This is a genomic window from Streptomyces sp. enrichment culture, assembly GCF_964273145.1.
In the GTDB taxonomy this organism is placed as follows: domain Bacteria; phylum Actinomycetota; class Actinomycetes; order Streptomycetales; family Streptomycetaceae; genus Streptomyces.
This window is the reverse complement of sequence record NZ_OZ186873.1, coordinates 559094-584869: the sequence shown is the minus strand read 5'-3', so window position 1 is coordinate 584869 and position 25776 is coordinate 559094. Positions and strand designations below refer to the sequence as shown.

The window sequence follows — 25776 nt, the reverse complement described above, 5'->3', positions numbered from 1 at the left end:
GAGTCGCACTCCGCGGCACGCCCATGTGAGCGGCCCCGCGACCGCGGGAGGAGGCCGGGACCGCACGCGCCCGCCGGCGCCGGCCTACGAGCCGGGGCCGGTGCGGCCGGCCTGGGCCGACCGCCGGAAACGGACCAGCACGCCGACGACCCGGACGACGAAGACCACGGCCGCCACCGCCCTTCCGCAGCCGATGAGGGTGTTCCGCGCGCCGGCCGGCAGGTCGAAGACGTACGCCGGTCCCGCCACCGCCCCGAAGAGGACGGCCGCCGCGAACGCGGCGCTGAACAGCGCGTACCCGATCTCGACGGTGACCGCGTCCCGCTCGGCCCGGCTCCGCCGTCCCCCGTGGTGCTCCATGCCGTGAGTGTCACAGGGGTGTGCCCGGCGGGCAAGGGGGTCGCGCCGGGCGCGCGGACCGGTGGCCGCGCGCGGTGCCCGGTTTCCCCGTTCAGACGGCGGACGTCCCGCGCCACAGCGCGGCGACGGAGGCGTCCCCGGTCACCTCCGGGTACGGCTGCCGGTTCCACAGCGACAGATACAGCCGCGCGGCGGGACCGGTGATCTCGCAGTCGGCGTCCCCGGTCCCGCTCCGCTCGGTGACGGGCGGCTCCCGCGTCAGCCGTACGGTCCATACGGCGTCGTCCGCGTCCGTCGCCCGCACGCGCAGCACGCGGGGCCTCTCACTGCGGATCCCGCTCTTGGGGCGGGCGTGAAAGCCGCACAGCAGTTCGTCGATGCCGTCCACGGCGAAACCGGTGCCTATGCCGCCCGGCGTGCCGCCCCCGGCCGACTCGGCGTCGATCCGGTGCACGGTGGTCTCGTGGGCCTGGCGCCGGGCCCAGAACGCCAGAGGCGAGGGCGCGGGCAGGAAGTGCCAGCACTCCAGGTCGGGCGGGGCGGTGGCGAGGGCCTCGACGAGGTGCCCGTGTCCCTCCCGGAACCAGGCCAGCAGGTCGGGACCGTCGAGGGCGGGCGGGTCCCCGACGGGGCGGGGGGCGGTGTGCCGGTCGGTGACGAACGCCGCTGCCCAGCGGTGCACCGTCCCCGTGTGCCGCAGCAGGTCCCGGACCCGCCAGCCGGGGCACGTCGGCGTCTCGGTGCCGATCCCCGCGGCTTCGGCGGCCTCGGCGAGCAACCGGCCTTCCCGGTCCAGGACTTCGATGTGCGAGTCGGTCCTCATGACAGGCAGTGTGCGGGATGGAGCGTGCTCCAAGGGGGACTTCACGGGAAGGGCACCATGCCCGGCGCGCTCCCCGCGGTCGCCCACGGCCTCCGGCACCCGCGTCCGCCCGCCCGGACACGGCCCGGGCGGGCGGACGCCGGCGGAGGGGAACGGACCGGTCGCCCGATCGGCGGCGCCGTGCCCGGCGCCGTCGCATACGCTCGGCATCACCATGAAGAACCACCTCATCCCCCTGGAGCCGAAGGCCGACAAGGCCACGGTCAGACGGCACAACCTCAGCCTGGTGCTGCGGGCCGTGCACGACGCGGGGGAGGCGACCCGGGCCCGGATCGCGGCGCATGTGGGACTCACCCGGGCCGCGGTGTCGTCCCTGGTGGAGCAGTTGCTGACGTACGGTTTCGTCGGCGAGTGGGGCAAGACGAGCAGCGGGCAGGCCGGGCGGCCCGGTACCGTCCTGAAGGTGGCCCGGTCGGGACCGGCCGGACTCGGGGTCGAGATCAACATCGATTACATCGCCGTATGCGTCGTCGACCTCGCCGGCACCGACCGCGTCCGCCTGGTCGAGCACGTCGACAACCGCGGCGTACAGCCGTCGGAGGTGCTGGCGCGCGCCGCCCGCCTCACGGCCCGCGCCATCGGATCGGCCGCCGAACAGGAGCTCGTGCCGGCCGGGGTCCACGTCGCGCTGCCGGGCCTGGTGACCGGCGGCACCGTCCGCCAGGCCCCCAACCTCGGCTGGCAGCGGGTCGCCGTCGAGGGGCTGTTCGCCCAGGCGTTGCTGGCGCTGGGCACGTCCCGCCGGCCGCTGCCGGTCAGTTCCGACAACGAGGCCAACGCCGCCGCGCTCGCCGAGCTGTGGTACGGCGCGGGCACCGAGGGCGTGCGCAGCTTCCTGTACCTGACCGGCGAGATCGGCATCGGCGGCGCCTTGGTCCTGGGCGGTGAACTGCTGCGCGGCGCGCACGGCTTCGCCGGCGAGATCGGGCACACGGTCGTCGACCCGGACGGGCCGCGGTGCCGGTGCGGCGCCCGTGGCTGCCTGGAGCAGTACGCCGGACAGGGCGCCCTGCTGAAGGCCGCCGGCCTCGATCCGGACGCGGGTGTCCCGGGCGTCGCCGAACTGCGGCGGCGGGCCCGGCGCGGCGAGCCGTCCGCGGTGTCCGCGCTGGAACGGGCGGGGCGGCAGCTGGGCGTCGTGGTGGCGGGCGCGGTCAACCTCTTCGACCCCGGCGCGGTGATGCTCGGCGGCGTCTACCGGGAACTGATGGAGTGGCTCGCGCCCGCCGCCGGCCGCGAACTCGCCCTGCGGGTGGTGTCCGGGCTGTGGAGCACGGACACCACCCGGCTGCGGGCCGCGTCCCCGCGGGGGGACGCGGCCCGGGGCGCGGCCGGCGTGATCGTGCGCGAGGTACTGGCCGACCCGGCGGCGTACGCCGAGCGCGCGGCGGGATGAGCCGGGGGCCGCACCGCACGGCCGGTTCCGGCGGCCGCCACGCCCCTTCCCGCTCCCGTCAGCGGCGCTGCGCCGCGATCATCTCCCGGTACCAGTGGTAGCTGTCCTTCGGCGTGCGCCGCTGCGTGTCGTAGTCGACGCGGACGATCCCGAACCGCTTGCCGTAGCCGTACGCCCACTCGAAGTTGTCCAGCAGCGACCACACGTAGTAGCCCCGGACGTCCACGCCCGCCTCCATCGCCGCCCGCAGCGCGGTGAGGTGGTCGCGCAGGTAGGCGACGCGGTCGGCGTCGTGCACCGCCCCGTCGGCGGCGACCGTGTCGTCCTCCGCGGAGCCGTTCTCGGTGATGTGGACCGGCGGCAGCGCGTCGCCGTACTGCTTCTTCAGCCGCACCAGCAGGTCGGTGAAGGTGTCCGGGGCGACCGGCCAGTCCATCGCCGTGTGCCTGACGCCCGGCAGCCGCACCTCCTCGTACCGGTTGTCCGTCGCCACCCGCCGTGCCGGGTCGGGTTCCCGGTGGGGGGCGTCGGCGACCACGATGGGCCGGTAGTAGTTGACGCCGAGGAAGTCCAGCGGCTGGGAGATCAGTGCCAGGTCGCCGTCGCGCCGGAAGTCCTGACCGGTGATCAGCTCGCCCCAGGTCTCCTCCTCCGTGGCCGGGTAGCGCCCGGCGAGGATCGGCTCGGTCCACACCAGGTTGTGCTGGGTGTCGGCGCGGACCACGGCCGCCAGGTCGGCGGGGGAGTCGGTGGCGGGAAGGTTGCGGTCGAGGTTGAGCGTGATGCCCACCTCGCGCGCGCCGGCCGCCCGCAGCGCCTTCACCGCCAGTCCGTGGCCGACCAGCAGGTGGTGGGCGGCGGCCAGCGCGCCCCGGCCCTCGCGGGCGCCGGGCGCGTGGCGGCCGACGGAGTAGCCGAGGAAGGCGCTGCACCACGGCTCGTTGAGGGTGATCCAGCGCGGCACCCGGTCGCCGAGGTGCTCGGCGACGACGGCCGTGTAGTCGGCGAACCGCTCCGCCGTCTCGCGCGTCCGCCAGCCGCCCCGGTCCTCCAGTGCCTGCGGCAGGTCCCAGTGGTAGAGAGTGGCGGCCGGTTCGATGCCCGCCGCGAGCAGTTCGTCCACCAGCCGGGAGTAGAAGTCCAGGCCCTTGGGGTTCACCGGGCCCGAACCGTCCGGCACGATCCGCGGCCAGGCGATCGAGAAGCGGTAGGAGTCCACGCCCAGGCCGCGCAGCAGCGCCACGTCCTCCCGGTAGCGGTGGTAGTGGTCGCAGGCCACGTCGCCGGTGTCGCCGTTCGCGACGAGGCCGGGGGTGTGGCTGTAGGTGTCCCAGATCGACGGGCCGCGGCCGTCCTCGCGCACCGCGCCCTCGATCTGGTACGAGGCGGTCGCGGCGCCGAAGACGAAGCCGGGCGGGAAGCCGGGGAAGTCGCTCATGCGGTGAGGCCCATCTCGATGCGTAGGGTGGTCACTTGACGGAACCGCCGGTGATGCCGGCGGCGATGTACTTCTGGGCGAGGACGAGCAGGATCGCCGCCGGGACCGCGGACAGGACGGACGCCGCCATCACCGATCCCCAGTCGCCGACGTGCGCGCCGATGTACTGGTAGATGCCCAGGGTGATCGGCTTGACGTCGTCGGTGGTGTTCAGGGTGAGGGCGAACATGAAGTCGCTCCAGGAGAACAGGAACGCGAACAGGCCGCAGGTGATGAGCGAGTTGCGGCTCATCGGCAGCACCACCCGCACGAACGTCCGCACCGGTCCGGCCCCGTCCATCTGCGCGGCCTCGATCACCTCGCCCGGGATCGACACCATGAAGGAGCGCATCAGCACGATGGAGAACGGGATGCCGAGGGAGGCGTCCGCCAGCATCAGGCCGAGGTAGGAGTTCACCAGGCCGAGGTCGACGTACGAGTTGTAGAGCGCGTTGGCGATGACGATGCCCGGCACCATCTGCGTGATCAGCGTGCCGAACACGATCGTCCGCGACCCGCGCAGCCCGAACCGCGCCAGCCCGTACGCCGCCGGGGCCGCGATCGCCAGGCAGATGACGACGGCGCCGAGCGAGACCACCAGCGAGGTGAGCAGGTGGGCGCCCTGGTCGCTGATCGCCTTGGAGAAACCGGACAGGTCCAGGCTACCCGGCACCGGGTCGACCTGGAGCAGTCCCGCCTCGGGCTGGAGCGCGGTGTTGAGCATCCAGTACAGCGGGAACAGCATCACGCACAGGATGAGCACCCCGGCCAGGGTGGAGCCCCAGCGGCGCCGGGGAGCGGCCGGTGTGGGAGCGGCCATGTCCGTCACTTCCCCTCGGTGCGGTTGGCCCGCAGGTAGAACACCGCGAACACCGCGGAGATCAGGATGAGTACGTTGCCGACGACCGCGCCCGCGCCGAAGTCCAGCTGCACGAAGGAGTTCTGGTAGGTGAGTGTGCCCAGGGTCTGGGTGGCGTCGGCGGGGCCGCCGTCGGTGAGGGCGAGGATCAGGTCGAGGATCTTCACCGTCGACATGAAGCCCAGCACGAGGACGACCGTGATGACCGGCTTGAGCATCGGCAGCGTGATGGAGCGGAACGTCCGCCAGGCGGGGGCGCCGTCCAGGGAGGCCGCCTCGTACAGCTCCTTCGGGATCTCCTGGAGGCCGCCGTACAGGATGACCATGTTGAACGGGATGCCGATCCAGATGTTGACCAGGATCACCGACAGCAGGGCCAGGTGCGGGCTGGTCAGCCAGGGGGTGTGGCCGCTGAGCCCCAGGGTGTCCAGGAACGAGTTGAGCACGCCCGTGTCCTGGTCGAGGATGCGCCGCCACACGATGCCGGACACCACCATCGGCACCAGCCAGGGCAGCAGGATCAGCGACCGCAGCGCCCCGCCCAGCGGGAACCTGCGGTTGAAGAAGACGGCGAGGGCGAGCCCGATGCAGAACTGCCCGAGCAGCGAGCCGGCGGTGAAGACGAGCGTGTGCCACAGCGCCTTGCCGAACAGGGCGTCGTGGAACACGTTCGCCCAGTTGTCGGTGCCGTTGAAGGGCGCCTCACCGGTGAAGAACGTCTTCGGCGTGTAGTGCTGGAAGCTCATCACGACGTTGCGCACGAGCGGGTAGCCGAAGAACAGCAGCATGAAGGCGACCGCGGGGGCGACGAACCCCCACTGGGCGAGCCGGCGCCTGCGCCGCAGCCGGTCCGGGGCCGTGGGGCGGGACGCCTTGCCCGTCGCGGCCGGCGCGGGAGCGGTGTCGGTGGACGTGGTCATGGGCGGCGTACCTCAGTTCCCGCTCGTGGCCCGCTGCTGGGCGCGCTTCAGGGCGGCCTCGCTGGACTGGCCGGTCAGGGCGGACTGGAAGGCGCTCTGCAGGGCGAGCGACACGTTCGGCCAGCCGGAGCCGACCCGGGCCGTACGGGAGCGGGCGGCGGCGACCTGGTCGGCGAGGGCGTCCAGGTCGGGCACCCGCTCCCGCCAGACGGCGGCGGCCTTGGCGTTGGCCGGGACCATCCAGCTGTTGAGCGCGTACGTCAGCTGCTCCTTCTCGCCGGACAGGCAGGCGACGATCCGGCCGGCCGTCCGCTCCCGCTCCTCGTCACCGGTGCGGGGCACGGTGAGCACGGCACCGCCGAGCGGGCCGACCGACGGGGCGCCGGCCTCGGGCGCCGGGATCTCCGCGATGCCCCAGCGCAGCGACTTCTTGGTGTTGAGCGTCTCCACCTGCCACGGCCCGTTGATCATCATGGCCGCGTTGCCGGCCATGAACTGGTCGTTGACGTCCGCCTGCGTCCAGTTGACGGTCGACTTCGACAGCGAACCGTCCTTCAGCAGGGCCTTCCAGTAGTCGAGGGCCTGGACGACCCGAGGGCCGTCCAGCTTCCGCTCGTCGCCGCCGTTGGACCACATGAACGGCATGAACTGGAAGACGCCGTCCTCCGCGCCGCCCGCGCTCAGCGCCACCCCGTACCGCTTGCCCTGCGTGAGCGTCTTCGCGGCCTCCCGCAGTTCGGCCCAGGTGGTGGGCACCTCCACACCGGCCTCGTCGAGGATGTCCTTGTTGTAGAAGAGCGCGAGCGTGTTCACCGACCGGGCCGCGCCGTAGTACGTCCCCCGGTACGAACCGAAGTTCACGATCCCCTCGGGGACGTCCCGGGTGCTCAGGCCCAGCGTCCTGAGGTCGACGAGGCCGCCGGCCTCGGCGAAGACCGGCATCTCGGAGGCGTCGAACTGCACGATGTCCGGCAGCGACCTGGAGGACGCCATGCGCAGCGCCTTCGTCATCACCTGCGCCGCCGGGACGCTTCGCTGCTCGATCCGCACGCCCAGCTGCTCGCCGCAGCGGGCCATCGCCTCCGCGTCCCAGCGGTGGTAGGACTCGTCGGTCGAGGAGTTCATCACGGTGTACACATCGCCGTCGCGTTGCTGTGCGCAGCCGGTCAGTGCCGCCCCGGCGACCAGGACGGAGACGGCGGCGAACGGCATGACGGCCCTGACGGTGGGTGTCCCGCCCCGCGTGAAGCGTTCGGACATGTGGTGCGGCCCTTGCTGTCGTACCGTCCGGCCTCTTTGCCGAACGGTTTGTTTGGTGTGATGACTAATACGTCAAAGAAGGGGCGGTGCGCTAGGGAGAAGTGGCGTCCGTCTCTTTCTTCCGTGCCGTGCGCCGGTCAGGTGGGCGGGGCGTCTCGGCTGGTCAGAGTCCTGAAGTTGACGCGAAGGGGGCCGCTGCGGATTTGTTTTGTGTACGATCAAAAAGTCCGGCAGGGTTTTGGGAGGGCCCGATCGAACACAGTCGAATGCCCGTCGAATCCCTGTCGAAAGACTGTCGAATCCAGTCGAATTTCCGTCGAATGCTTCGAAGGATCATCGAACGGAGCCGAGCCGGGTCGAGGCGAACGACCCGAGCGAGCCGAACGAAGACGAACGAAGGCGAACGGACCCGGCCGGTCCGGCCCAGCCCACAGCCCCTCCGCCGGACGGTTTCCCACCGGACGGCTCCCGCCCCACCCGAGGAAGATCATGAAGTTCACCGACGGCTTCTGGCTCGTCCGCGACGGTGTGCGCATCTCGTACGCCACCGAGGTCCGCGACGTGCGCGCCGGTGCCGACCGCTTCACCGCCCACGCCGCCGTCCGCAAGGTGGCCCGCAGAGGAGACACGCTCAACACACCGCTCCTCACGGTCGACTGCTTCTCCCCGGCCGAGGGCGTGATCGGCGTCCGCGTCACCCACCACGCCGGCAAGCACCGGCCGGGACCCGACTTCGCCCTCGCGGGCTCCGCCGACGGGACCGCCCGGGTGCGCCGGGACGGCACCGTCACGGAGCTGACCAGCGGCCCGCTGACCCTCCGCCTGGACGAGGCCGCTCCCTGGGCCCTCGCCTTCCACGACGCGGACGGGCGCGAGCTGACCCGGGCGGGCCGCAAGGGCACCGCCTTCGCCGTCACCGGCGACGGCGCCCACCACATGCTCGCCCAGCTCGCCCTCGGTGTCGGCGAGCACGTCTACGGCCTCGGCGAGCGCTTCACCCCCTTCGTCAAGAACGGCCAGGTCGTCGACATCTGGCAGGCCGACGGCGGCACCAGCAGCGAACAGGCCTACAAGAACGTCCCCTTCTACCTCTCCTCGCGCGGCTACGGCGTCTTCGTCAACCACCCCGGCGCGGTCTCCTTCGAGGTCGGCTCCGAGGCCGTCGGACAGGTCCAGTTCAGCGTCGAGGACCAGACGCTGGAGTACTACGTCGTCGCCGGCCCCACCCCCAAGGACGTCCTCACCCGCTACACGGCCCTCACCGGCCGCCCCGCCCTGCCCCCCGCCTGGTCCTTCGGCCTGTGGCTCACCACGTCCTTCACCACCTCCTACGACGAGCGGACGGTGATGTCGTTCGTCGACGGCATGGCCGAACGCGGCATCCCGCTGTCCGTCTTCCACTTCGACTGCTTCTGGATGCGCGAGTACCAGTGGTGCGACTTCCGGTGGGACCCGGAGGTCTTCCCCGACCCGGAGGGCATGCTCGCCCGGCTGAGAGAGAAGGGCCTGAGGGTCAGCGTCTGGATCAACCCCTACATCGCCCAGAAGTCCCCGCTGTTCGAGGAGGCCGCCGCCCTCGGCCACCTGGTGCGCCGCCCGGACGGCGACATCTGGCAGTGGGACCTGTGGCAGGCCGGCATGGGCCTGGTCGACTTCACCAGCCCCGACGCCCGAGCCTGGTTCCAGTCGAAGCTGAAGCCGCTGCTCGACCAGGGCGTGGACTGCTTCAAGACCGACTTCGGCGAGCGCGTCCCCACCGACGTCGTCTGGCACGACGGCTCCGACCCGCAGCGGATGCACAACTACTACACCCACCTCTACAACCGGACCGTGTTCGAACTCCTGGAGAAGGAGCGCGGCCGGGGCGAGGCCGTGCTCTTCGCCCGCTCGGCGACCGCGGGCGGGCAGCAGTACCCGGTGCACTGGGGCGGCGACTGCTGGTCCTCCTTCGAGGCCATGGCCGAGTCGCTGCGCGGCGGCCTGTCGCTGTCCCTGAGCGGATTCGGCTTCTGGAGCCACGACATCGGCGGCTTCGAGGGCACCCCCGACCCGTCCGTCTTCAAGCGCTGGCTGGCCTTCGGGCTGCTGTCCTCGCACAGCCGCCTGCACGGCTCGTCGTCGTACCGGGTGCCCTGGGAGTTCGGCGACGAGGCGGTCGACGTCGCCCGGCACTTCACCCTGCTCAAGCACCGGCTCATGCCCTACCTGTACGGCGTCGCCGCCGAGGCCCACCGCACCGGCGTGCCGGTGATGCGGCCCATGGTGCTGGAGTTCCCGCACGACCCGGCGTGCCGCCCGCTGGACCGCCAGTACATGCTCGGTCCCGACCTCCTGGTCGCCCCCGTCTTCACCGAGGACGGCGAGGTGGAGGTCTACCTCCCCGCGGGCACCTGGACCCACCTCCTCAGCGGCGAGAAGGTCACCGGCCCGGCCTGGCGCACCGAACGGCACGGCTACGACAGCCTCCCGCTGTACGTCCGCGAGGGCGCCGTCCTGCCGCTGACGGCCGACGACCGGCGCCCCGACGGTGACTGGCTGGCCGCCCCGGTCCTGCTCGTCCACCCGCCCGCCGGGCCCGAGTACGCCACCGAGGTCACCGTGCCCGATCCGGCCGGGGCGCCGGCGGCCACGTTCCGCGTGCGGCGCGAGGGCGGCCTGCTGCGCGTCACCGCGAGCGGCACCGACCGGCCGTTCACCGTGCGCGTCCCGGGCGGCGCGAGCGCGCAGGGGGCGGGTGAGGTGACGGTGCCGCTGACCTGAGCACCGGGTGCGGAGCGCGGGGCCGGGTGCGCGGCACCGGGCCGTCCGGGGCTTCTTCCCCACCCGCGTCGACCACGGCCGGCGGGTCGTCGCCGGCTGAGGGGGGCCGAGGGTGACGACCCGCCGCCGGCCCAGCGCGCGCCGGCCCGCCTCACGGGCCGGCGTGCGCCGGGCGGCGTTCGCGGCTGCCGGGGTGGCGGTGCCGCCACACCCAGAACACCGTGCAGGACAGCAGCGCCCAGCCGACCAGCACCAGGAAGGGGAAGGCGTGCTGGTGCCCGGAGAAGTACACCGCCGTGTGCTGGGCGTTGACCGAGGCGCCCGGCGGCAGCCACTGGCCGATCACCCCCAGCGCCGACGGCAGCAGCGGCCAGGACACCGCGCCACCGGACGACGGATTGCCCAGGAGCACCATCAGCCCCCACGTCGGCAGCATCGCCCAGCGCCCGACCAGGGTGTTGAACATGGTGAAGACCATGCCGCTGACGAACATCGTGAGCCCCAGGATCAGCCACGACTCGACGAACGGCAGGTCGAGCGCGTTCAGCAGCCAGTCCACCACCGCCGCGATGGCGAAGGCGCCGAGCAGGGCGTAGGCCGCGGTGAAGGCGATGCGTTCCAGCGGGGTGAGGGACCGCGCGTGCACGCTCATCTGGATCGCCCCGACGAAGCCGATGATCACGGCGGCGAGGGAGATGTAGAAGATCGCCAGCCCGCGCGGGTCGCCCTCCTGCAGGGGGTTGACGTCCCGGACGGTGACCTCCACGCCCGTCTCCTCCCCCACGGCGGGCGCCGCTTGGGACAGGACCTCGGCGACCGAGGCGCCCGACGCGCCCGACAGGTCCAGGACGACGGACCGGCCCTCGTCCCGCAGTTCCAGGATCGCGAAGACCTCCTGTTCCTCGACCGCCCGCCGGGCGTCGGCCGGGGTGGCGTAGGCGCGCACCTTCACCGAGGCGTTCAGCTCCTTCTCCAGGCCCGTCAGGAAGGCCCGGCCCCGCCCCTTCTCGTACGAGCCGACCACCGCCGTCGGGATCGAGCGCGGTGTCGGATCCGCCATCGAGTACGTGTAGGACCCCGCGAAGAGACCGGCCGCGGCCGCCAGGATGAACACCAGCACCACGGCCGGCGGGAACGGGGACTCCTTGAACCGGGCCCACCGTTGGGTGAGCGTCGGCGGCCTGCCGTGCTCACCGTGTGACGTGTCGGGCATGTCGTGCTCGTTCGCTTCCTCTGACGCGGCCGCGGCCGGCTGCCGTCCGGCCCCGCTCCGAGGGCGCCGGCCGGGGACCGGTGGTCGTGTCCGGACTCCTTCCGCGCGGAGCGGGAGGGAGCCGGGGTGCCGCACGGCCGGCTCCGACTCCCCGCGACAGTCGACCAGTCGTCCGGCCGCCCCGCAAACGCTGCGGCCCGAGTGAGGCACGGGCCCGCCCGGCCGGTCCCGGTGACGTCTCCACGCGATCTCCCCCCGGGGTTGTCCTGACATGGCGAGCACCTCTAGGGTCGGCCGGAGTGAAAGCGCTTTCTGTGTGTGTTGTCCGCCGTACGTCCGAGGAGGATCACATGGCCCGCACGTCCCCGGCCCCCGTCCGCCGCCGCGTCGCCGTGGTCGGCACCGGCGCCATCGTCGCCGGCAGCCACCTGTCCGCGCTGCGGGCCCACGCCGACCGGACCGACCTGGTCGCCGCCGTCGACGTGGACGAGGACCGGCTGGCCGCCTTCCGGGAACTGGCGGGCGCGGACGTCGCCGGATACACGTCGATCGGCGACATGCTGGACGCCGTACGCCCCGACCTGGTCCTCATCGGCACGCCGCCGTCGCTGCACCGGGAGCAGACGGTGGCCGCCCTGAAGGCGGGCGCCTGGGTGCTGTGCGAGAAGCCGCTGTGCCTGTCGCTCGCCGAGTACGACGACATCGCGGCGGCCGAGGAGGCGTCGGGAGGGTACGCCTCCGTCGTCTTCCAGCACCGTTACGGCTCCGGCGCCGTCCACGCCCGCGAACTGATCACCAGCGGTGAGCTGGGCGCCCCGCTGGTCGCCCACTGCCAGACCACCTGGTACCGCGACGCCGCCTACTACGCGGTGCCCTGGCGCGGGAGGTGGGCCACCGAGGGCGGCGGGCCGACCATGGGCCACGGCATCCACCAGTACGACCTGCTGCTGCACCTGCTCGGCCCGTGGGAGGAGATCCGCGCGATGGCCTCGCGCCTGGTCCACACCACCGAGAGCGAGGACGTCTCCACGGCCCTCGTGCGGTTCGCCAACGGCGCCCTGGCCACCGTCGTCAACAGCGTCCTGTCCCCGGACGAGGTGAGCCGCATCCGCGTCGACTGCGCCGACGCCACCGTGGAACTCACCCACCTCTACGGGCACCGCAACGACGACTGGACCTACACCCCGGCCCCGCACGTCGACTCCGAGCGCGCCGCCGCCTGGCGCGCCCCGGCCGCCGACGTGCCCAGCTCCCACAGCGCCCAGCTCGGCGCCTTCCTCGACGCCTACGACGACGGCGTACGGCCGCCCGGCAGCGGCGCCGGCGCCCGCGCCACCCTCGAATTCGCCGCCGCCCTGTACAAGGCGGCCTTCACCGGCCGCCCGGTCCGCGCCGGCGAGATCGGACCCGGTGACCCGTACTACGCCGCCATGCACGGCGACCACCCCGACTGGGCCCCGAAGGAGCGCGCATGAGTGCCCGGAGCATCCGCGTCAGCCACACCCACGGCGACCACGTCGCGGTCACCGCGGCGGGCGGCACCGAGATCCTGCGGTACGTCTACCGCCCCGACCCCGACCCGTTCGAGGCCCGCAAGCCGTACGCCCACCCGGTGCGCACCCTGGCGGGGCACGTCGTGACGGGCTACCGTCCCAGCGACCACCGCTGGCACAAGGGCCTCCAGATGACGGCGAGCCACCTCTCCGGCCAGAACTTCTGGGGCGGCAACTCCTACGTCCACGGCCGGGGCTACCTGCCCCTGCCCGAGCGCGTCGGTTCCATGCGGCACGACGGCTTCCGCGCGTTCACGGTCGAGGACGACCGCCTCGCCCTCACCGAGGACCTGACCTGGGTGGCGCACCACGGCGAGGAATGGGCCCGCGAGGCACGCGGCCTCACCGTCCACTCGGTGGACGAGGAGGCCGGCGCCTGGGCGCTGGACTGGTCGATCCACCTCACCAACATCCGCGCCGAGCCGCTGGTCTTCGGCTCCCCGACCACCGCCGGCCGCGAGATGGCCGGCTACACCGGCCTGCAGTGGCGCGGACCCCGCGACTTCACCGGCGGCACCGTGTTCGCCCCCGGCACCGGCGCGGCCGCGGGCGCGGACGCCGGGAAGCTGATGGGCACCCGGAGCCCGTGGCTGGCCTTCACCGCCGAGCGCGACGAGGCCGACGCCCACTCCACGGTCGTCTTCGCGCACGCGCCGGAGAACCTGGACGCCGCGCGCGCGATCCACGCCTCCCACTGGTTCGTGCGCGCGGAGCCGGTCCCGACGGCCGCCTTCTCCTGGGCGTTCTTCGAGGAGTTCGCGCTGGAGCCGGGCGAGTCCTTCGCCTACCGCTACCGGATCGTCGTCGCCGACGGCGCCTGGGACCACGCCCGCGTCACCGCCCACCTGGAGGGCCTGCCGTGGTGAACGACGGTCCCGGGCCCGCGCTCCGGCACCCGCTGCCCGGCGCGGTCCGTCCGCCCCGCCCGGGGGGCGGGGGGTGCCGGGTCCCTCATCCCGCGGCCGGTCCGAGCGGTCCCCGGGCCGCCGCCACCGCCGCCAGTGCGGTGGCGGCGCTCGCGATGCCCAGGACGGCCCCGGCCGCCACGTCGCCCGGATAGTGCACGCCGGTGTGGACGCGGGAGTACGCGACGGCGCTCGCCAGCGCTCCGAGCGGTACCGCCGCGCCCGGCAGGGCCACCCCGACGGCGACGGCGAAGGCCACCGCCGACGCCGTGTGACCGGAGGGGAACGACGCCGACGTGGGCATGGGCACGTGCCGGTCCACGGTCACCCGGGCCGCCTCCCGGTCGGGCCGGGCCCTGCGCACCAGGCGCTTGCCGAGCAGGTTGGCGGAGGCCGAGGCCAGGGCGACGGCGCCGGCCCCGGCGAGCGCGGCCCTGCGCGACCGGGGACCGCCGAGGGCCAGGGAAGCGGCGATGGCCAGCGAGATCTTGGAGTGGTCGGCCGCGTGCGACAGGCGCCGCAGGGCACGGTCGAGCGTGGGCGTGGGGGTGGCGGCCACCGCCGCGTACAGGGCGCCGTCCACGGCCCGCAGGTCGCCGAGCACCGCTGCCAGGCCCCGCCGGCGAGGGTGCTCGGAACCGGTCGCCGGGTCGAGCGGTCCGGTCGTGCCGCCATCGGCGTCGGTCGGTCGGGTCGTGTCACCGTCGGCGTCGGTCGGTCCGGTCATGCGTTCTTTCTCCCAGGGGCGGCAGGGCTGCGGCGGGCGCCCAGCCGCCCTTCGTTCCGTTGCGGTACAAGCCTGGCCCGCACCTGCCCCGGCCGCTGCCCGGTACACCCGTCCGGGCGACGCCGTGTCCCGCGCGGCGCGGGGGGCGGGTACGGCCCGTCGTCCGTCCGGACCGGTTCCGGCGGCGTACCGGCCCGCCGTCCGCCCGGGCAGGGCCGGACGGCCCGCCCGGCGTGAAGACCTCGCCGCCCGGCACCTTCCACAAGGAGCGCCGGGCGGCGAGGCCGTCAGTCCGCGGCCCGGAAGGACCGCAGCCGCAGGGAGTTGCCGACCACGAAGACCGAGGAGAAGGCCATGGCCGCCCCGGCGATCATCGGGTTGAGCAGGCCGGCCGCCGCCAGCGGCAGGGCGGCCACGTTGTAGGCGAAGGCCCAGAAGAGGTTGGACCGGATGGTGCCGAGCGTGCGGCGGGCGAGCCGGATGGCGTCCGCCGCCGAGCGCAGGTCGCCCCGTACGAGGGTCAGGTCGCCGGCCTCGATGGCGGCGTCGGTGCCGGTGCCCATGGCCAGCCCCAGGTCGGCCTGGGCGAGGGCCGCCGCGTCGTTGACCCCGTCGCCGACCATGGCCACCGAACGGCCTTCGCCCTGGAGGCGCTTGACGACGTCGACCTTGTCCTGCGGCATGACCTCGGCGACGACGTGCTCGGGGGCGATGCCGACCTCGCGGGCCACGGAGCGGGCCACGGCCTCGTTGTCGCCGGTCAGCAGGATCGGCGTCAGACCGAGGGCGCGCAACCGCCGGATCGCCTCGGCGCTGGTGTCCTTCACGGCGTCGGCGACCTCCAGGACCGCCCGCGCCGCGCCGTCCCACGCGACGGCCACCGCCGTGCGCCCGGCCGCCTCGGCCGCCTCCTTGGCCCGTGCCAGGTCCGCCGGGAGCCCCATGGCCCACTCGGCGAGGAGCTTCTCCCGGCCGACGAGAACCGCGTGCCCGTCCACGACGCCCTGCACGCCGAGCCCGGGCACGTTCGCGAAGTCCTCGGGCGTGGGCAGCGAACCCAGCTTCCGCAGCGCCCCGTCGGCGACGGCACGCGCGACCGGGTGCTCGGAGGAGTGCTCCAGCGCGCCCGCCAGGCGCAGTACGTCCGACTCGTCGACGCCGTCCGCGGCGTGCACGGCGAGCAGGGTCATGCGGCCGGTGGTGACGGTGCCGGTCTTGTCCAGGACGACGGTGTCGACGCGGCGGGTGGACTCCAGGACCTCGGGGCCCTTGATGAGGATGCCGAGCTGGGCGCCGCGTCCGGTGCCGACCATCAGCGCGGTCGGGGTGGCCAGGCCCAGGGCGCACGGGCAGGCGATGATCAGCACCGCGACGGCGGCGGTGAACGCGGCGGCGGCTCCCGCGCCGTTGCCGAGCCAGAAGCCGAGCGTGGCCAGCGCCAGACCGATCACGACCGGCACGAAGACGGCGGAGATCCGGTCGGCGAGCCGCTGGGCGGCGGCCTTGCCGTTCTGCGCGTCCTCGACCAGCTTCGCCATCCGGGCGAGCTGGGTGTCGGCGCCGACCCGGGTGGCCTCCACCACCAGCCGGCCGCCCGCGTTCACGGTCGCCCCGGTCACCGCGTCCCCCACGCCGACCTCGACCGGCACCGACTCGCCGGTGAGCATGGAGGCGTCCACGGCGGAGGTGCCCTCGACGACCACGCCGTCGGTCGCGATCTTGTCACCGGGGCGTACGAGGAAGCGGTCGCCGGCCTTCAGCTCCGCCACCGGAACGGTCCGTTCGCGGCCGTCGGGCCCCAGCAGCGTCACGTCCTTGGCGCCCAGCTCCAGCAGGGCCCTCAGCGCGGCGCCCGCCTTGCGCTTGGAGCGGGCCTCGAAGTACCGCCCGGCCAGGATGAAGGCGGTGACGCCGGCGGCGGCCTCCAGATAGATGTTCCCGGCGCCGTCGGTGCGGGCGATGGTCAGCTCGAAGGGGTGCGTCATGCCGGGCGTGCCCGCGGTGCCGAGGAACAGGGCCCACAGCGACCACAGGAAGGCGGCCGTGGTGCCGACCGAGATCAGGGTGTCCATGGTGGCCGCGCCGTGCCGGGCGTTGGTGAGGGCGGCCTTGTGGAAGGGCCAGGCGGCGTAGGTCACGACGGGTGCCGCCAGGGTCAGCGACAGCCACTGCCAGTACTCGAACTGCAGGGCCGGCACCATCGCCATGGCGATCACCGGAACGGCCAGCACCGTGGCCGTGACCAGACGCTGCCGCAGCGGCCGCAACGCGTCGGCCTCCTCGGCGGGAGGGGCGCCGGGCTCGGGTTCGGCGCGTACCGGCTCGGGCTCGCGGGCCGTGTACCCGGTCGCCTCGACCGTGGCGATCAGGTCCGGGACGGACACGTCACCGGAGTAGCTGACCTTCGCCTTCTCCGTCGCGTAGTTGACGGTGGCGGTGACCCCCTCCATCCGGTTGAGCTTCTTCTCGATCCGGGCGGCGCAGGAGGCGCAGGTCATGCCTCCGATGGCGAGCTCCACCTCGGCTGTGGCGTCGGTCGTACGGGTGGTCATGGCTGCTCCTCGTGCAGGCCGTACAGGCCATACGGGTCGTACATGTCATACGGGTCGTGCGGCACCGGCGGCCGGGGCCCGGCGCCCCGGGCCCCGGCCGCCGGTGGAGCGGTGGATCAGACGCGGCCGGTCAACTCGTAGCCGGCCTCGTCGACGACCTTCGCGATCAGGGCGTCGTCCGGCTCGGCGGCGCTGGTGACGGTGACCCGGCCGGCGTCGACGTCGACCTCGACACCGGTGACGCCGCCCAGCTCGCCGATCACCCGGGTGAGCGTGGCCTTGCAGTGGCCGCAGCTCATCCCGGAGACGGCATAGGCCGTGGTGACGCGCTCCGCGGTGGTGGCGGTGGCGGTACCGGTGGAGCAGTGGCCGTCGGGGGAGCAGCAGGACGAGGGCATGCGGGCCTCCTGTGGGGCTGTGCGAATGCGGTACGGATACCCGGAGGGGGTACCCGGCTGGCGGGTTCCATGTATACCCCCAGCCGGTATCTGTCGCAACTCTCGCCGCCCCTTGACTTGGTACCCCCCAGGGGTATTGTGAGCTGCGTTGAGGCCTCACGCCCGGTCGGAGGCCCTGTTGCGGGAGGAGATCACCGCCATGAACACCGGAGTGAGGATCACGGCCTTCGCCGCCGCGCTGGCCGCGGCGTTCGGCACCGCGTACGGTGTGGGCAGGGGCGTCGACCCGGTCGTCGAGGACGCCGCGCCCGCCGCCCACGGCACGCACAGCCGGCCCTCGCCCGCGTCCGGAGGGAGCGACGGGCACACGGGGCACGCGAGCGCCCCGCCCGGCGGACCGCAGGTCTCCGGGAACGGGTACACGCTCGACCTCGTCACCCCGCGCATCGCCGCGGGGAAGCCCGCCGAGCTGCGCTTCACCGTCCGGGACGGCGACGGCCGCGCCGTCACCGCCTACCGGCGCGAGCACGGCAGGGAACTCCACCTGATCCTGGTCTCCCGGGACCTGACGACCTACCGCCACCTGCACCCCGAACGCGCCGCCGACGGCACCTGGAGCACCCCCGTCGAGCTGCCCCGGGCGGGTGACTACCGGGTCCTCGCCGACTTCACCCCGGCGCGCAAGGGAGCCGGCGGCCTCACCCTCGGCGCCGACCTGGCGGCCTCGGGCCGCTACGAGCCGCGGGACCTGCCCGCCCCGGGCACCACCGCCAGGACCGGCGGCTACGAGGTCGAACTGGCCGGCGCCCTGCGCCCCGGCCGGGCGAGCGAGCTGACCCTGGAGGTCTCCCGCGACGGCAGGCCCGTCACCGACCTCCAGCCCTACCTGGGTGCCTACGGCCACCTGGTGGCCCTGCGCTCCGGGGACCTCGCCCACCTCCACGTCCACCCGAACGGCGAACCCGGCGACGGCACGACCGAGCCCGGCCCGGCCGTCTCCTTCACGGCCACCGCGCCCAGCGGCGGCACCTACCGCCTCTTCCTGGACTTCCGGCACGAAGGACGCGTGCACACCGCGGCCTTCACGGTCCGGGCGGGAGGGCCGGGGGCCGCGGGGGAACACCCCGGCGCCGGGCAGGGGCACTCCGACGGCCACGGCCACTGACGGGCGCCACCAGCGCGGCGACCGCCCCGGCCGCGTGCTGCTTCCGCAGGCGCGGTGGGCCGTCTTGTAGCGCAGCGGCAGTTCGTACGACACTCCGTGCACCACCATCACATCGGGGAGGGATGCGGCATGACCCATGTCGCGGAAGAGCTGGCCGACCAGCCCCAGTGCTGGGCCCGCGCGGCCTCCGAGGCGGCGGAGCACGGCCGGGCCCTGCCGGCGCCGGGGGAGCGGGTGGCGATCGTCGGATGCGGCACCTCGTACTTCATGGCCCAGGCCGCCGCCGCGCTGCGCGAGGGCTCGGGCCAGGGCGAGACCGACGCCTTCGCCGCCTCCGAGTTCCCCACCGGCCGCGCCTACGACCGGATCGTCGCCCTCACCCGTTCCGGTACGACCACCGAAGTCCTCGACCTGCTGGGGAAGGTGAGGGGCCGTACCCGCACCGCCGCCGTCACCGCCGACCCGGACGCCCCCGTCATGGCCGCCGCCGACGACGTCGTGGTCCTGGACTACGCGGACGAGCGGTCCGTCGTGCAGACCCGGTTCGCCACCACCGCGCTGACCCTGCTCCGCGCCCACCTGGGCCTGCACACCGACGCCGCCGTCGCCGACGCCCGCGCCGCACTCGCCGCCGAGCTGCCCGAAGGACTCGTGGAGTGCACGCAGTTCACCTTCCTGGGGCGCGGCTGGACGGTGGGACTGGCCGGCGAGGCCGCGCTGAAGATGCGTGAGGCGTCCCTGTCCTGGGCCGAGGCCTACCCGGCGATGGAGTACCGGCACGGCCCCATCAGCGTCACCACCCGGGGGACCGCCACCTGGATGTTCGGGGAAGCCCCCGAGGGCCTGGCCGACCAGGTGCGGCGGACCGGCGGCAGGTGGATCGAGGGCGGCCTCGACCCGCTCGCCGAACTGGTCCGCGCCCAGCGGCTCGCCGTCGCCGCGGCCGCCGCCCGCGGCCTCGACCCCGACCGCCCGCGCCACCTCACCCGCTCGGTGATCCTCACGCCCTGACGGCCGGGAAGCCCGTGCCCGGGACGGCCCGCACCCCGGGGACGGCCCGTACTCCGGGAACCGCGACCCCGGACAAGGAGAGGTCCGTGCCCCTCGCCACCACGGGCGACCTGGTCACGCGCGCCGCAGCCACGCGCCGTGCCGTCGCCGCCTTCAACATCATCACGCTGGAGCACGTCGAGGCGGTGATCGCCGGCGCCGAATCCGCCGCCACGCCCGTCGTCCTCCAGGTCAGCGAGAACGCGGTGAAGTACCGCTGCGGGCGGCTGTTCCCCCTCGCCCGCGCCGCCGTCGCCGCCGCCGAGCGCGCCGCCGTGCCCGTCGCCCTGCACCTCGACCACGTCCGGAGCGACGCCCTGCTGCGCCAGGCCGCGGACGCCGGGTTCAGCTCGGTGATGTACGACGCCTCCCGGCTGCCGTACGCCGAGAACCTCGCCGCGACCAGGGCGGCGGCCGACTGGGCGCACGCCCGCGGACTGTGGATCGAGGCCGAGCTGGGCCAGGTGGGCGGCAAGAACGGGCAGCCCCCGCTGGACGCCCACGCGCCCGGCGCCCGCACCGACCCCGCCGAGGCCCGCGCCTTCGTCACCGACTCCGGCGTGGACGCCCTCGCGGTCGCCGTGGGCAGCGTCCACGCGATGACCACCCGCACCGCCGCCCTCGACCATGACCTCGTCAAACGCCTGGCCGGCGCCCTGGAGGTGCCGCTCGTCCTGCACGGCTCCTCCGGGGTGCCGGACGGCGAACTGGCCGCGGCCGTCGCCAACGGCATCACCAAGGTCAACGTCGGCACCGCCCTGAACATCGCCATGACCGGCGCCGTCCGGGAGTTCCTCGCCGCCCGCCCCGGGGCCGTCGACCCGCGCGGCTACCTCGCGGCGGGGCGGGAGGCCATGGTCCACACGGTCGCGGGGATCCTCCGGGTGCTCGACCGCCCCGCCGCCTGACCACCCCACCGTGCTGCCGTACGACGGTCCCCCTACCGCTTGACGGCCTTCAGCACCACGAACTTCGGATCACCGGCCACCACCCGGCTGTCGCCGAACAGGCGCCGCAGCTTGACGTGGTACCCCAGGTGCCGGTTGCCGACCACCCACAGCTCGCCGCCGGGACGCAGCGCGCGCCGCGCCCCGCTGAACATCCGCCACGCCGTGGCGTCGGTCGTCGCCTGGTGGGTGTGGAAGGGCGGGTTGTTGAGCACCAGGTCGACGCTGCCGTCCGGCACCCCGGACAGCCCGTCGCCGACCCGGAACTCCGCCCGCCCCGGCGCCCCATTGGCCTCGAACGTCGCCCGAGCCGAGGCCACGGCCTGGAACGACTCGTCGGTGAACAGCACCTCGGCCCCGGGGCCGGCCAGCGCCACCGCCGTACCGACGACGCCGTTGCCGCACCCGAGGTCCACCACCTTGCGGGCCCCCCGGGCCTCGGGGAGGTGCCGGAGGAAGAAGCGGGTGCCGATGTCGAGCCGGTCGGCGCAGAAGACGCCCGCGTGGTTCACGACGGGCCGCCCGGAGACCGGCCCGATCCCGTCGGGCAGCGTGTAGCGCAGCGGCCACGGATTGGCGGGCCGCTCCAGCGCGGGATCCGGCGTGCAGAAGATCAGCCGGGCCTTCTTCTCCGCCAGGGAGGTCCGGGTCGGACCGAGGATCCGCTCGAACAGGCTCAGCGTCGAGGTGTGGATCTCCTTCACCATCCCCGTGCCGACCACGACCGTGTCCGCGTGCACCGCGGGGGCCAGCCGCAGCAGCTGGTCCTCCAGCAGCGCCAGGCTCTTGGGCACCCGCACCAGCAGTACGTCGATCCGGTCCGGTGGCGCGTCCTGCGTGGTGAGCAGCAGGACCGCGTCCGGCTCGGCGCCGTTGCGCGCCAGGTTGGCCCGGGTCGCCTCCTGCCCCAGCCAGGAATCGGTGATCTGCACCGGCCGGTACCGTGCCAGCGCCGTGACCAGCGCGCCCCAGCGGTCGCCGACGACCACCACCGTGCCGGACAGGGACGGGTGCCGCTCGGCGAGGTGCCGCAGGAGGTACTCGTCGGAGGCGTCCCAGGCGCGCAGCCTCTCGCGGGGGTCCTCGGGGAAACGGGTCAGCACCCGCTCGCCCCACGGCGTCGGCATGCGGTCGGTGCGGTCGGTGCGGGTGAGGGGGGCGGTACGGTCGTTCATCGTGCGACCAGGCTAGCCGAGCCCGCCCGGCCGCGGCCCGGGGCGGCCCGGGCAGGATGGGAGGCATGGACGCCGAGCTGTTCCCCCGGACCCGTACCGAGGTCGCGCCCGGTGCGGTGCACGTCCCGGACTGGCTGGACGCCGGAGGCCAGAGGGAGCTCCTCGACGCCTGCCGCCGGTGGGCGCGCCCGCCGGCCGGGCTGCGCACGGTCCGCACCCCCGGCGGCGGCACGATGACCGCCCGGCAGGTGTGCCTGGGACGGCACTGGTACCCGTACGGCTACGCCCGCACCGCCGTCGACGGCGACGGCGCGCCCGTGAAGCCCTTCCCCGCCTGGCTGGGCGCCCTGGGCCGCCGCGCGGTGACCGACGCGCTCGGCCCGGACGCCGCGGCCGAAGCGGCGTACGACATCGCACTGGTCAACTTCTACGACGGCGGGGCCCGCATGGGCATGCACCGCGACGGCGACGAGACGTCCGGCGCCCCGGTGGTCTCCCTCAGCCTCGGCGACACCTGCGTGTTCCGCTTCGGCAACACCGTGACCCGCTCCCGGCCCTACACCGACGTCGAGCTGCGCAGCGGCGACCTGTTCGTGTTCGGGGGGCCGTCCCGGCTCGCCTACCACGGGGTGCCGCGCGTGCAGCCGGGCACGGCGCCGCCCGCCCTCGGGCTGACCGGGCGGCTGAACATCACGCTCCGGGTCGGCGGGTTCCCGGCCGGCGCGTAGGCGGCCGGCTCCGCGGACCATGGGAGACTCGCCCTCATGAGCGGCAAGGCGGACCCCCGGAGCACGGGGGAAGGGAGCACCGCGGCGAGCGCGGCGAGGACGCGGCTGGACCGGGGGCGGGGAGCGCTCGGGCCCGCGCTGGAACTCGTGCACACCGGACGCGCGCCCACCCGTGCCGTCCTCACCGCCGCACTGGGGGTGACCCGGGCCACGGCCGGCGCCGTCGCCGCCGAACTGGAGGCGCTCGGCCTGATCCGGGTGGACGCCCGGCCGGGCGCGGCGGCCGGCTCGCAGGGCCGCCCCTCGCACCGGCTCGCCGTCGCCGAGGACGGGCCCGTCGCCCTCGCCGCCCAGATCCACGCCGACGGCTTCCGGGCCGCGCTCGTCGGGCTCGGCGGGCGGATCGTCGCCACCGCGCCCGGCTGCGAGGTGGTCGACGCCGACCCGGCGAAGGTCCTCGGCTCCGTCGTCGAGGCGGGCGCCGGGCTGCTGCGCGCCACCGGGCGGCGCTGCGTGGGCGCCGGGCTCGCCGTGCCGTCCGCGGTGGCCGAACCGGCCGGGCTGGCGCTGAACCCGCTGCACCTGGCCTGGCCCGCGGGCGCGCCCGTACGGGAGATCTTCGCCGAGCGGGTGCGCGCCGCGGGCATCGACGGCCCCGTCTTCACGGCGAACGACGTCAACCTCGCCGCCCTGGCCGAGCACCGGCACGGCGCCGGCCGCGGCGCCCGCGACCTGCTGTGCGTGGCCACCGGCCACCGGGGCGTCGGCGGCGCCCTCGTTCTCGACGGCCGCCTGCACACGGGCAGTTCGGGCCTCGCCCTGGAGGTCGGTCACCTCACCGTCAACCCCGAGGGCCGCCCCTGCCACTGCGGCAGCCGGGGCTGCCTGGACGTGGAGGCCGACCCGCTGGCCTTCCTCACCGCCGCCGGACGCGAGCCGGGCCCCGAGAAGTCCCTGCTCCAGCAGGCGGACGACCTGATCCGCGGCCGCTACACCGATCCGGCCGTACGCGCCGCCACCGAGACCCTCATCGACCGGCTCGGCCTCGGCCTGGCCGGCCTGGTGAACATCCTCAACCCCGACCGGATCATCCTCGGCGGACTGCACCGCACGCTCCTCGACGCCGACCCGGACCGGCTGCGCGCGGTCGTCGCCGACCGCAGCCTGTGGGGGCAGAGCGGGGGCGTGCCCCTCCTGCCCTGCACCCTCGACCACAACAGCCTGGTCGGCGCGGCCGAACTGGCCTGGCAACCGGTACTGGACGATCCGCTGGCCGTACTCGGCTAGGGCCTCTTGTCCCGCTCCCTGATCCGACCTGATCCAAACGAAAGACCCTAGTGCTCCGGTCCGGTTTCGCGGCTTGTCCGGCGGGTTCGTCGAGGGGCCGTCGTCGGTGGTGGCCGCGGCGGGCCGTTGCCCGGTGGCGCCTGCGCCGGAGGGACCGGTGCAGCTGCCCGGCCGCGGCCGCGGCCGGTGGGGTGGGAACGGCGGCGGGCGGGTGGCGGATCCGCGGGACGGCCAGGGGGATCGGGGCGCTGCCGCGGGACCGCGGGCGCTACGCGCGCCGCGTCCTCCGGAGCCGGTCGAGGCGGGTGATGACCGGGCCCGCCGTGACGCCGTGGAGCACGACCGAGGCCAGCACCGTGAAGGTCACCACCGCCCACAGCTCCCGCTCCGGAACGGCGAAGTCCTGCCGGCCCACAGCGTAGGCGAGGTAGTACAACGAGCCGATCCCCCGGATACCGTACGTCGCGACGACCCAGCGCTCCCTCGTGCCCAGGGGGCCGCGCCACAATCCGGCCCACCCCGACAGCGGCCGGATCACCAGCAGGATCACGCACGCGGCGACAGCGCCCTGCCAGGTCAGGGCGGACAGACCGCCCAGCGCGACGAAAGCGCCCAGCAAGAACAGCACGGCTGCGGTCAGCAGGCGTTCGACCTGTTCCATGAAGTCGTGCAGGACGTTGTGGTAGCCGTGGGCGCGTTCGGCGGCCCGGACGGAGCACGCGGTGACGAACACGGCCAGGAAGCCGTAGCCCCCGGCGAGCTCGGTCACCCCGTAGGACAGGAAGGTGGCGCCCAACGCGACGAAACCCTCCCGGTGCTGCGACAGCCGCAGCGTCTTCGACCGGACCCGGAAGAACAGCCAGCCGAGCAGCCGGCCCAGCAGCAGCCCTGTCAGCACGCCGACAGCGCATTTGTACGCGACCTCGTGTGCGACCCATGAACCGATCCACCCGGCCGACCAGCCGCTGCCCGCGGCGGCGGCCAGCCCGACGGCCGCGTACGTCAACGGGAAAGCGAGTCCGTCGTTGAGGCCCGCCTCACTGGTGAGGGCGAACCGCACCTCGTCCTCGTCGTGCTCGTCGTCCGTGGGCTCGCCCACCCGGACTTCCGCGGCGAGCACCGGATCGGTCGGCGCCAGGACGGCCCCCAGCAGCAGCGCGGCAGCCGGCGGCCAGTCCAGCAACCACCAGGCCACGAGGGCGGTCACCAGACACGTCAGCGGCATGGTGACACCCAGCAACCGCCAGGTCGTGCCCCACCGCCGCGGCCCGACCGGGCGGTTGAGCGCCAGTCCCGCACCCATCAGGGAAATGATCACGACGACTTCGGTGACATGCTCGGTCAGCAGCCGGTCGTCGACCGGATCGATCGCGGGCAGCGGCAGCGGCAGCAGGTACACGCCGATGCCGCACAGCAGGAAGACCAGCGGCAGCGACAGCGGCCGCCCGGCCAGGATCCGGGGCAGCACGGCCGCGAGCAACGCCCCGGCCCCCAGCCACGCGAACACCGCATCCGCGCTTGTCACCTGTAGACCTGCCTTTCTCCCGCTCACCGCACGGATCAATGGGTGCGGACGCCGAACTGCGGGTGAGTACCCCGTGTCACACGAGTCACCGACGTCAACGAGCACCCGGTCCGCACGCCGTCGGCCGACCGAGGCAACCGGTGGGCTCCTGCGGCCCGGACATCGGGCGACGGGGCAGGACGGACCGATCGTCCCGCCGCCTGCCGGACGGTCGGTGCCATCGTGCTCCGGTGCGGCGGCGAGCCCGGGAAGGCACTCGTCCGGTCGGCGGCCCGGCGGGCCCGTGGCGGGACGTCAGGGTCCGGGACCGGGCCGTCGGGCCGTCCGGCCGCGGTGAGCTGCTCCGGCCACGCGGTGAGGGGGCCGGCCGGCCCGGGCTTGCGCACGCCCCCGATCACCACGACGCTCCGGAGCCGGCCTTCGAGGCCGTCCCCCGCCGTGACATCGGCACCGGACACTCGCCTCCCGGGCGGACCCGGCTCGCCGGGAGGCCACCGGCCGTCACCGCATCGCCCGCCGTCGGGGGCGGAGCCCCGCGGGCTGCGGCTGCCGCTCCGTGGACCGGGATCGGCCCGGCCGGCTCCGCCGCGCAAGCCGGGGCACGTCCGCTCCCGAGAGCAGGAGGCGGGCGGCCCC

At 74.2% G+C, this 25776-nt stretch carries 21 protein-coding genes; 9 read left to right on the top strand and 12 right to left on the bottom strand.

Annotated features, from left to right (window positions below; translation table 11 throughout):
• Nucleotides 1–84: 84 nt before the first annotated feature.
• A complete protein-coding gene (locus ACSU6Z_RS02645; protein ID WP_437042470.1) occupies nucleotides 85–360 on the bottom strand; it encodes a DUF6332 family protein in 276 nt (91 codons plus the stop codon).
• A 91-nt stretch (nucleotides 361–451) separates the two neighbouring features.
• Nucleotides 452–1183: a maleylpyruvate isomerase family mycothiol-dependent enzyme gene (locus ACSU6Z_RS02640; RefSeq protein ID WP_437042468.1), complete on the bottom strand. Its 732-nt coding sequence runs from the start codon at nucleotides 1181–1183 to the stop codon at nucleotides 452–454.
• Nucleotides 1184–1397: 214 nt separating this feature from the next.
• On the opposite strand from ACSU6Z_RS02640, the gene ACSU6Z_RS02635 reads away from it, so the two are divergent.
• On the top strand, nucleotides 1398–2639 hold the full coding sequence (locus ACSU6Z_RS02635; protein WP_437042466.1) for an ROK family protein: 1242 nt from the start codon (nucleotides 1398–1400) through the stop codon (nucleotides 2637–2639).
• Between the two features lie 58 nt (nucleotides 2640–2697).
• Here the strand turns inward: ACSU6Z_RS02635 and ACSU6Z_RS02630 are convergent, their stop codons facing one another.
• The 4 genes from ACSU6Z_RS02630 to ACSU6Z_RS02615 are packed head-to-tail and all read right to left on the bottom strand — an operon-like array spanning nucleotide 2698 to nucleotide 7155.
• Nucleotides 2698–4077 carry a GH1 family beta-glucosidase gene (locus ACSU6Z_RS02630; protein ID WP_437042463.1) on the bottom strand — a complete coding sequence of 460 codons (1380 nt, stop codon included), beginning with the start codon at nucleotides 4075–4077 and terminating at the stop codon, nucleotides 2698–2700.
• Between the two features lie 31 nt (nucleotides 4078–4108).
• Entirely contained in the window at nucleotides 4109–4936 is an 828-nt protein-coding gene (locus ACSU6Z_RS02625; protein WP_437042462.1) for a carbohydrate ABC transporter permease, read from the bottom strand.
• Nucleotides 4937–4941: 5 nt separating this feature from the next.
• Nucleotides 4942–5895, bottom strand: a complete 954-nt coding sequence (locus ACSU6Z_RS02620) for a carbohydrate ABC transporter permease (RefSeq protein WP_437042460.1) — start codon at nucleotides 5893–5895, stop codon at nucleotides 4942–4944.
• A gap of 12 nt (nucleotides 5896–5907) precedes the next feature.
• Nucleotides 5908–7155, bottom strand: coding sequence for an ABC transporter substrate-binding protein (locus ACSU6Z_RS02615; protein ID WP_437042458.1), 1248 nt, complete (start codon nucleotides 7153–7155; stop codon nucleotides 5908–5910).
• A gap of 489 nt (nucleotides 7156–7644) precedes the next feature.
• Here ACSU6Z_RS02615 and yicI point away from each other — a divergent pair, with 489 nt between their 5' ends.
• A complete protein-coding gene (gene yicI / locus ACSU6Z_RS02610; RefSeq protein WP_437042456.1) occupies nucleotides 7645–9915 on the top strand; it encodes an alpha-xylosidase in 2271 nt (756 codons plus the stop codon).
• Between the two features lie 151 nt (nucleotides 9916–10066).
• Here yicI and ACSU6Z_RS02605 read toward each other — a convergent pair whose 3' ends face one another.
• The gene (locus ACSU6Z_RS02605) at nucleotides 10067–11128 is read right to left on the bottom strand and encodes an ABC transporter permease (protein WP_437042454.1); all 1062 of its coding nucleotides are present in this window, start codon (nucleotides 11126–11128) and stop codon (nucleotides 10067–10069) included.
• Between the two features lie 350 nt (nucleotides 11129–11478).
• Between ACSU6Z_RS02605 and ACSU6Z_RS02600 the strand changes: the two genes are divergently transcribed.
• Together ACSU6Z_RS02600 and ACSU6Z_RS02595 are read left to right on the top strand one after the other, a co-directional pair.
• Nucleotides 11479–12603, top strand: coding sequence for a Gfo/Idh/MocA family protein (locus ACSU6Z_RS02600; protein WP_437042452.1), 1125 nt, complete (start codon nucleotides 11479–11481; stop codon nucleotides 12601–12603).
• Entirely contained in the window at nucleotides 12600–13547 is a 948-nt protein-coding gene (locus ACSU6Z_RS02595) for a PmoA family protein (RefSeq protein ID WP_437042451.1), read from the top strand. The genes ACSU6Z_RS02600 and ACSU6Z_RS02595 overlap by 4 nt, the downstream gene beginning before the upstream one ends.
• Before the next feature lie 85 nt (nucleotides 13548–13632).
• Here the strand turns inward: ACSU6Z_RS02595 and ACSU6Z_RS02590 are convergent, their stop codons facing one another.
• The 3 genes from ACSU6Z_RS02590 to ACSU6Z_RS02580 form a co-directional block, all read right to left on the bottom strand.
• Nucleotides 13633–14313 (bottom strand): phosphatase PAP2 family protein, encoded by a 681-nt coding sequence (locus ACSU6Z_RS02590; RefSeq protein WP_437042449.1) that lies wholly within the window; start codon nucleotides 14311–14313, stop codon nucleotides 13633–13635.
• Nucleotides 14314–14600: 287 nt separating this feature from the next.
• The gene (locus ACSU6Z_RS02585) at nucleotides 14601–16865 is read right to left on the bottom strand and encodes a heavy metal translocating P-type ATPase (protein WP_437042447.1); all 2265 of its coding nucleotides are present in this window, start codon (nucleotides 16863–16865) and stop codon (nucleotides 14601–14603) included.
• Nucleotides 16866–16981: 116 nt separating this feature from the next.
• Nucleotides 16982–17263 carry a heavy-metal-associated domain-containing protein gene (locus tag ACSU6Z_RS02580; protein WP_437042445.1) on the bottom strand — a complete coding sequence of 94 codons (282 nt, stop codon included), beginning with the start codon at nucleotides 17261–17263 and terminating at the stop codon, nucleotides 16982–16984.
• Between the two features lie 199 nt (nucleotides 17264–17462).
• On the opposite strand from ACSU6Z_RS02580, the gene ACSU6Z_RS02575 reads away from it, so the two are divergent.
• The 3 genes from ACSU6Z_RS02575 to ACSU6Z_RS02565 all read left to right on the top strand — a co-directional run bounded on the left by ACSU6Z_RS02575 (nucleotide 17463) and on the right by ACSU6Z_RS02565 (nucleotide 20386).
• Entirely contained in the window at nucleotides 17463–18428 is a 966-nt protein-coding gene (locus ACSU6Z_RS02575; protein ID WP_437042442.1) for a hypothetical protein, read from the top strand.
• A gap of 129 nt (nucleotides 18429–18557) precedes the next feature.
• Entirely contained in the window at nucleotides 18558–19439 is an 882-nt protein-coding gene (locus ACSU6Z_RS02570) for an SIS domain-containing protein (protein WP_437042440.1), read from the top strand.
• Between the two features lie 86 nt (nucleotides 19440–19525).
• The gene (locus ACSU6Z_RS02565) at nucleotides 19526–20386 is read left to right on the top strand and encodes a class II fructose-bisphosphate aldolase (RefSeq protein ID WP_437042438.1); all 861 of its coding nucleotides are present in this window, start codon (nucleotides 19526–19528) and stop codon (nucleotides 20384–20386) included.
• 32 nt (nucleotides 20387–20418) lie between these two features.
• Here ACSU6Z_RS02565 and ACSU6Z_RS02560 read toward each other — a convergent pair whose 3' ends face one another.
• Nucleotides 20419–21552 (bottom strand): methyltransferase, encoded by a 1134-nt coding sequence (locus ACSU6Z_RS02560; RefSeq protein ID WP_437050156.1) that lies wholly within the window; start codon nucleotides 21550–21552, stop codon nucleotides 20419–20421.
• 113 nt (nucleotides 21553–21665) lie between these two features.
• Between ACSU6Z_RS02560 and ACSU6Z_RS02555 the strand changes: the two genes are divergently transcribed.
• Both ACSU6Z_RS02555 and ACSU6Z_RS02550 read left to right on the top strand, forming a co-directional pair.
• Nucleotides 21666–22328, top strand: a complete 663-nt coding sequence (locus ACSU6Z_RS02555) for an alpha-ketoglutarate-dependent dioxygenase AlkB family protein (protein WP_437042436.1) — start codon at nucleotides 21666–21668, stop codon at nucleotides 22326–22328.
• Nucleotides 22329–22364: 36 nt separating this feature from the next.
• On the top strand, nucleotides 22365–23615 hold the full coding sequence (locus ACSU6Z_RS02550) for an ROK family protein (RefSeq protein ID WP_437042434.1): 1251 nt from the start codon (nucleotides 22365–22367) through the stop codon (nucleotides 23613–23615).
• A gap of 268 nt (nucleotides 23616–23883) precedes the next feature.
• Here ACSU6Z_RS02550 and ACSU6Z_RS02545 read toward each other — a convergent pair whose 3' ends face one another.
• Nucleotides 23884–25140 carry a cation:proton antiporter gene (locus tag ACSU6Z_RS02545; protein ID WP_437042432.1) on the bottom strand — a complete coding sequence of 419 codons (1257 nt, stop codon included), beginning with the start codon at nucleotides 25138–25140 and terminating at the stop codon, nucleotides 23884–23886.
• Between the last annotated feature and the right edge of the window lie 636 nt (nucleotides 25141–25776).

Excerpts from the sequence above, each read along its gene's own strand:
- ACSU6Z_RS02630 (WP_437042463.1), bottom strand. The coding sequence starts at position 4,077 with ATGAGCGACTTCCCCGGCTTCCCGCCCGGCTTCGTCTTCGGCGCCGCG.
- ACSU6Z_RS02570 (WP_437042440.1), top strand. The coding sequence starts at position 18,558 with ATGACCCATGTCGCGGAAGAGCTGGCCGACCAGCCCCAGTGCTGGGCC.
- yicI (WP_437042456.1), top strand. The coding sequence starts at position 7,645 with ATGAAGTTCACCGACGGCTTCTGGCTCGTCCGCGACGGTGTGCGCATC.
- ACSU6Z_RS02550 (WP_437042434.1), top strand. The coding sequence starts at position 22,365 with ATGAGCGGCAAGGCGGACCCCCGGAGCACGGGGGAAGGGAGCACCGCG.
- ACSU6Z_RS02645 (WP_437042470.1), bottom strand. The coding sequence starts at position 360 with ATGGAGCACCACGGGGGACGGCGGAGCCGGGCCGAGCGGGACGCGGTC.
- ACSU6Z_RS02555 (WP_437042436.1), top strand. The coding sequence starts at position 21,666 with ATGGACGCCGAGCTGTTCCCCCGGACCCGTACCGAGGTCGCGCCCGGT.
- ACSU6Z_RS02600 (WP_437042452.1), top strand. The coding sequence starts at position 11,479 with ATGGCCCGCACGTCCCCGGCCCCCGTCCGCCGCCGCGTCGCCGTGGTC.
- ACSU6Z_RS02615 (WP_437042458.1), bottom strand. The coding sequence starts at position 7,155 with ATGTCCGAACGCTTCACGCGGGGCGGGACACCCACCGTCAGGGCCGTC.
- ACSU6Z_RS02585 (WP_437042447.1), bottom strand. The coding sequence starts at position 16,865 with ATGACCACCCGTACGACCGACGCCACAGCCGAGGTGGAGCTCGCCATC.
- ACSU6Z_RS02575 (WP_437042442.1), top strand. The coding sequence starts at position 17,463 with ATGAACACCGGAGTGAGGATCACGGCCTTCGCCGCCGCGCTGGCCGCG.
- ACSU6Z_RS02580 (WP_437042445.1), bottom strand. The coding sequence starts at position 17,263 with ATGCCCTCGTCCTGCTGCTCCCCCGACGGCCACTGCTCCACCGGTACC.
- ACSU6Z_RS02605 (WP_437042454.1), bottom strand. The coding sequence starts at position 11,128 with ATGCCCGACACGTCACACGGTGAGCACGGCAGGCCGCCGACGCTCACC.
- ACSU6Z_RS02590 (WP_437042449.1), bottom strand. The coding sequence starts at position 14,313 with ATGACCGGACCGACCGACGCCGACGGTGACACGACCCGACCGACCGAC.
- ACSU6Z_RS02620 (WP_437042460.1), bottom strand. The coding sequence starts at position 5,895 with ATGACCACGTCCACCGACACCGCTCCCGCGCCGGCCGCGACGGGCAAG.
- ACSU6Z_RS02635 (WP_437042466.1), top strand. The coding sequence starts at position 1,398 with ATGAAGAACCACCTCATCCCCCTGGAGCCGAAGGCCGACAAGGCCACG.
- ACSU6Z_RS02625 (WP_437042462.1), bottom strand. The coding sequence starts at position 4,936 with ATGGCCGCTCCCACACCGGCCGCTCCCCGGCGCCGCTGGGGCTCCACC.
- ACSU6Z_RS02595 (WP_437042451.1), top strand. The coding sequence starts at position 12,600 with ATGAGTGCCCGGAGCATCCGCGTCAGCCACACCCACGGCGACCACGTC.
- ACSU6Z_RS02640 (WP_437042468.1), bottom strand. The coding sequence starts at position 1,183 with ATGAGGACCGACTCGCACATCGAAGTCCTGGACCGGGAAGGCCGGTTG.
- ACSU6Z_RS02560 (WP_437050156.1), bottom strand. The coding sequence starts at position 21,552 with ATGCCGACGCCGTGGGGCGAGCGGGTGCTGACCCGTTTCCCCGAGGAC.